The 5,235-nt window shown below is 69.2% G+C and carries 6 protein-coding genes and 1 pseudogene; 4 read left to right on the top strand and 3 right to left on the bottom strand.

Annotated features, from left to right (window positions below; genetic code table 11):
* Positions 1 to 237, bottom strand: a pseudogene (locus FJM51_RS22960) (transposase); the annotation flags it as partial.
* On the opposite strand from FJM51_RS22960, the gene uxuA reads away from it, so the two are divergent.
* Together uxuA and FJM51_RS22950 are read left to right on the top strand one after the other, a co-directional pair.
* Positions 192 to 815, top strand: a complete 624-nt coding sequence (gene uxuA / locus FJM51_RS22955; protein ID WP_210240406.1) for a mannonate dehydratase — start codon at positions 192 to 194, stop codon at positions 813 to 815. The pseudogene FJM51_RS22960 and the gene uxuA sit on opposite strands and share 46 nt — an antisense overlap.
* A 113-nt stretch (positions 816 to 928) precedes the next feature.
* Positions 929 to 1,108 carry an Lrp/AsnC ligand binding domain-containing protein gene (locus tag FJM51_RS22950; protein WP_306419468.1) on the top strand — a complete coding sequence of 60 codons (180 nt, stop codon included), beginning with the start codon at positions 929 to 931 and terminating at the stop codon, positions 1,106 to 1,108.
* 14 nt (positions 1,109 to 1,122) lie between these two features.
* Here the strand turns inward: FJM51_RS22950 and FJM51_RS22945 are convergent, their stop codons facing one another.
* Positions 1,123 to 1,497: a winged helix-turn-helix transcriptional regulator gene (locus FJM51_RS22945; RefSeq protein ID WP_140456423.1), complete on the bottom strand. Its 375-nt coding sequence runs from the start codon at positions 1,495 to 1,497 to the stop codon at positions 1,123 to 1,125.
* A 103-nt stretch (positions 1,498 to 1,600) separates the two neighbouring features.
* Here FJM51_RS22945 and FJM51_RS22940 point away from each other — a divergent pair, with 103 nt between their 5' ends.
* Entirely contained in the window at positions 1,601 to 2,614 is a 1,014-nt protein-coding gene (locus FJM51_RS22940; protein WP_140456422.1) for a zinc-binding alcohol dehydrogenase family protein, read from the top strand.
* Between the two features lie 150 nt (positions 2,615 to 2,764).
* Here the strand turns inward: FJM51_RS22940 and FJM51_RS22935 are convergent, their stop codons facing one another.
* Positions 2,765 to 4,540 carry a chloride channel protein gene (locus tag FJM51_RS22935; protein WP_140456421.1) on the bottom strand — a complete coding sequence of 592 codons (1,776 nt, stop codon included), beginning with the start codon at positions 4,538 to 4,540 and terminating at the stop codon, positions 2,765 to 2,767.
* A gap of 126 nt (positions 4,541 to 4,666) precedes the next feature.
* On the opposite strand from FJM51_RS22935, the gene FJM51_RS22930 reads away from it, so the two are divergent.
* Positions 4,667 to 5,071 (top strand): MarR family winged helix-turn-helix transcriptional regulator, encoded by a 405-nt coding sequence (locus FJM51_RS22930; RefSeq protein ID WP_140456420.1) that lies wholly within the window; start codon positions 4,667 to 4,669, stop codon positions 5,069 to 5,071.
* Positions 5,072 to 5,235 lie beyond the last annotated feature (164 nt).

Raw genomic sequence — 5,235 nt, 5'->3', positions numbered from 1 at the left:
GAAGATCTTGGCGTAGGCGTAGCCCGCATCGGCGGTCACGGTCTGGATCGGAACCCCTGTCGCCTGGGCGACCGCGTCGAGCCGCGCCAGGAGTTGCTCGCCCTCGTTCGTCTCGCCGGTGGTAACTTCGACGTCGAGCACCACGCCGAACACGTCATCGACCACGCCGTGCTGCCTATGACCGCTACGACGTGCCCGGCCTCCGCGCGAAGCTTGAGCAATACGACGATGTCTCGCGCGAGGATTTGAAGGCGAATTTCAAGCGCTTCCTCGAGGAGATCATCCCCACCGCCGAGGAATGCGGCATCCGGATGTGCGTGCATCCCGACGATCCGCCCCGTCCGCTCTTCGGCCTCGACCGGATCGTGTCGGACGCGGAGGACATCGCCTTCATCCTCGACGCCGTGCCCTCGCGGGCGAACGGGCTCACGCTCTGCGCCGGATCGCTGGGCGCCAATCCGGCGAACGACGTCCCCGCGATCGCCGCGCGCTTCGCCGACCGGATCCATTTCGCGCATCTGCGCAACGTGGCGAAGGAAGCGGACGGATCTTTCATGGAAGCGGACCACCTCGGCGGCGATACCGACATGGTGAAGCTCGTCCGCGTGCTTATGGCCGAGGAACGCCGGCGCGAAGCCGAGGGGCGCGCCGACCGGCGCATCCCGATGCGCCCCGACCACGGCCACGAGTTGATCGACGACAACACGCGGAGCACCCACCCCGGCTATCCGATCATCGGCCGCCTCCGCGGGCTCGCGGAGCTGCGCGGCGTCATGGCGGCGGTGGAGCGGATCGAGGCGGAGCGTCGCGCGTAGGCAAACAGGATATTCCGCGTCTGGGATGAACCGCGCCGCGAGGGCGCCGATGCCGGTCCGCTCCTTTCGCTCCGGTCCGTCCCCGTGCCTCTCCACACCCCAGTTCGTACCTGATGACCGGGACCGAGGACTTCCTGCTCCGCGTCGTGGTCGAGGACCTGCCGCGCTACCAGGAGCTGGTGCTCAACATCCTGACCCAGATCCCAGGGGTCGCCAACATTCGCTCGAGCTTCGCGCTCGACCAGGTGAAATACACCACGGCGCTTCCGACCGGGCATCTGCGCGGGGGCTGATCCGGGGCTGATCCTCAGGCGGCATCGCGGGGATCGTGGCCGAGCGGCTTGCCGTAGAGGCCGATGTTGGCGTCGCCCCAGTCCTTCAGCGCCCGCAGGATCGGCTCCATCGTGCGGCCCAGGTCGGAGAGCGCATATTCGACCTTGGGCGGCACCTGCGCGTAGACCTTGCGCGTGATCAGGCCGTCCGCCTCCATCTCGCGCAGCTGGTTCGTCAGCATGCGCGGCGTGCAGTTCTCGACCTGCCGGCGGATCTCGTTGAAGCGCAACGTGCCCGAGAGCAGATGCCACAGGATGATCGACTTCCACTTGCCGTCGATCAGCCCGATCGCGGCCTCGACCGAGCAGCCGGGAGTACAATCGAACCGGGAGTGCCGGGCCTTGGCCATGACAGTATCCTTCTTGATACTATATGCGTTTTTTGTGCGTATTGCCTGATGGAGAGGGTAGAGCCAGCTTCGGCGCATGGCAACAGCGACACGGAGCATTCCCATGAAAGCCATAGGCTACCGCGTTCCCGGCCCGCTCGTCCGCGCCGAGGCGCTCGAGGACATCGACCTGCCGCGCCCGGTCGCCACTGGCCATGACCTGCTGGTCGAGGTCGCGGCGGTTTCGGTGAACCCGGTCGACACCAAGGTGCGCCGGAGCGCGACCCCGCCGGAGGGAGACTGGAAGGTTCTCGGCTGGGACGCGGTCGGCCGCGTCGCCGAGGTCGGTCCGGAGGCGAAGGGATTCGCCGTCGGCGACGAGGTCTTCTACGCGGGCTCCATCGGCCGGCCGGGCGCGAACAGCGAATTCCACCTGGTCGATGCCCGGATCGTCGGTCACAAGCCGCGTTCGCTCTCCGACGCCGAGGCGGCCGCGCTGCCGCTGACCGCGATCACCGCCTGGGAGATGCTGTTCGACCGGCTCGACATCCGCCGGCCTGTTCCGGGCGCGGCCAACGCCGTTCTCATCATCGGCGGCGCCGGCGGTGTCGGCTCGATCGCGATCCAGCTTGTGCGCGCGCTGACCGACGTCACGGTGATCGCCACCGCCTCGCGCCCGGAGACGCGGGAGTGGGTGCGCGATCTCGGCGCGCATCACGTCATCGACCACCACGGCGATCTGGCCGCGCAGGTCGAGGCGCTCGGCATCGGCGCGCCCGGTTTCGTCTTCTCCACCAACCAGAGCGACCGCCATGTGAAGGGCATCCAGGCGCTCATCGCGCCGCAGGGCCGCTTCGGACTGATCGACGACCCCGAGACGCTCGACGTGCTGGGCTTCAAGCGCAAGGCGGCCTCGATCCACTGGGAGCTGATGTTCACGCGGCCGGTCTTCGGCACGCCCGACATCGGCGAGCAGGGCAGGCTGCTCGACGAGGTGGCGAAGCTCATCGACGCGGGCCGGATCCGCACCACGCTGACCGAGAGGCTGGCGCCGATCAACGCGGAGAACCTCCGCGAGGCTCACGCGCTGATCGAAACCAATACCGCGCGCGGCAAGATCGTGCTGGAGGGGTTCTGATCCAAGTCCGGCACCCTCCACCTCGCCACGGCCTGATCCCCCGGGCGATCAAGGGAGCGGGTGCTGATGCCGCGCTCCCGCGACGCGGCGGTGACCGCCGCGCGCAGCCGGAGGGCTGAACGGCTTGGTGGCGCGGGGCGGCGACATGCCTCAGCCGCCGACCCGAGGCGCTCCTCTCCAGATCGGACTGGCGGAGCGTTCGGTCTCTTCGCGCCGTCGGCGCAGACGTACCCGCAGCAGGTCGTGGCGGGTGATGATCCCGACGACGCTCCCGGTATCCCTGGAGAGGACCGGAAGCCGCCAGGCGCCGGATCGCAGCATCAGATCCGCCGCCGCGGCGCAGGGGGCGTCGGTAAAGACGAAGCGCTGTTCGCGATCGGCCAGGGTGTCGGCCAGCGTCGCATTCGGGTCTCCCTCGTCGCGGCGCCAGGACAACGCGTCGTCGCGGGAGACGAGGCCGAGGAGGTGCCCGTCCGGATCGACCACGGGATAGGCGCGGTGCGTCGCGCGCCCGGAAAGGAAGTCGGCCGTCTCGGCGAGGGTGCGCGCGCCGCTCAGCGTCGCGGGCTCTCCGGTCATCATCTCTTCCACGCGGATCACATCCAGCGGATCCACCGCGAGTTCCTGCGACAGGTGGTGTCCCCGACGCGCGATCTTCTCTGTCAGGATCGACCGCGGGCTGATCAGCACGGTCAGCCCGTAGGCGGCCGCGGCGCCGGCGATCATGACCGGCATGGCATCGAAGCGTCCGGTGACCTCCGCGGCGAAGAGCACGCCCGTGAGCGGCGCGCGCATGCCGCCGCTCATGATCGCCGCCATGCCGATCATCGCCCAGAAATCGCCGTCGCCGGGAAGGATCGGGCCGCCCAGCCAGCCCAAGGCGCCGCCGATGATCAGCATCGGCGCCAGCACGCCGCCCGAGGTGCCGGAGCCGAGGGCGATCAGCCAGATCGCGGCCTTCAGCGCGAGTAGCGCGAGAACGGCGCTGCCCGCCGGCGCGCCCGAGAGGAGATCCGTGATGTTACCGTATCCGGCGCCCAGAACTCTCGGGTCCAGCAGGCCGCCCAGCCCGACGAAGACCGCGCCGACCGCCGGCCACCACATCCAGTGGAGGGGCAGGCGGTGAAACGCATCCTCGATCCGGTAGAGCAGCGCGGCCATCGCGCTCGCCGTCAGGCCGATGACAAGACCCAGCACCGCGGCGCCCGGCATGACCCACGGCCCGGCGGGGATGACGCCGGCGGCGGGAAACAGCGGCGCCGTCCCGAGCCAGCCCGCGCGCCAGCCGAGCGAGACGAGGACCGCGGCGGTCACCGGCAGCAGGCTGCGCGGCTTCCATTCGAACAGCAGGACCTCCACCGCGAGCAGCACCGCCGCCAGCGGGGTTCCGAAGATCGCCGTCATCCCGGCGGCGGCGCCGGCCACCAGCAGGGTCTTCCGCTCGGCCGCGCTCAGGTGGAAGCATTGCGCGAAGAGCGAGCCGATCGCGCCGCCGGTCATGATGATCGGTCCCTCGGCCCCGAACGGCCCGCCGCTGCCGATCGAAATCGCGGCGGACAGCGGCTTGAGGACAGCCACCTTCGGCGACAGCCGGCTCTGTCCATGGAGAATGATCTCCATTGCCTCGGGAATGCCGTGACCCCGGATCTTGTCGGATCCGAACCGGGCCATGAGACCGATGACGAGCGCGCCGAGGACCGGAATGGCGAAGCCGGCGGGGCCGAGCAGGGCGTCGGTGATCTCGGCCGGGGCGGAGGACAGGCGGCCGAACCACAGCAGGTTCGTGACGAGGTCGATGAGGTGGAGCAGGATCCAGGCACCGGCGGCCCCGCCGGTGCCGACGAGCAGGGCCATCGCGCACAACAGGATCACGCGACGGTCGGCGCTGTGGTCACCCAGACGGGCGGAGGAGGATCGAAACGGCATGCGGGGCTCCCGGCTCTTCTGGCTCCGGGGTAGTTATATCGTACTGCGATATAGTTCAATCCCATGTTGTGAAGCTCGCGCGAAAGCGGGACCATCGCTCCGCAAGCACCGCCCAAGGAGCCCCACATGCCCGACCGGATCGATCGCGAGGATCTGCGGACGCTCGCGTCCTTTCGCAGGGAATTGCGGAGCTTCCTCAGCTTCAGCGAGGGGGCGGCCCTGTCGCAGGGGCTGGCGCCGCAACAGCACCAGGCGATCCTTGCCATCGCCGGTTCCGAGCATCAGGCGCTCACGGTCGGCGAACTGGCCGAGACGCTGCTGTTGCGCCCGCACAGCGCCAGCGGCCTCGTCACCCGGCTGGAGAAACTGGGCATGGTCGAGCGTCGCGAGACCGCGAGTGACGGACGGCAGCGGCTGGTGCGCCTGACCAACGAGGGCGCCGCGAAACTCGCCGCGCTTTCCTCCGCTCATCGCGCCGAACTCAGGCGCCTGCGGCCCATGCTGACACGGCTGCTCGAAGCGCTGGAGTAGGAAATCCCCGAGACCGCCGGCGGAAGCCGTTCAACCCGGTCCGGGCAAGTTCCCATCATGGGCCGATGACGTGTACCGGGGCACGGATTCGAGACAGCGCTTTGCGCCGGTTACGCCGCCAGTTTGACCGTGGCGGCTTCGGTTTCAAGGCCGAGTTGCGCGGC

The sequence above is a fragment of the Amaricoccus solimangrovi genome, from assembly GCF_006385685.1.
GTDB classification, from domain to species: domain Bacteria; phylum Pseudomonadota; class Alphaproteobacteria; order Rhodobacterales; family Rhodobacteraceae; genus Amaricoccus; species Amaricoccus solimangrovi.
This window is presented reverse-complemented; position numbering and strand designations above follow the sequence as displayed.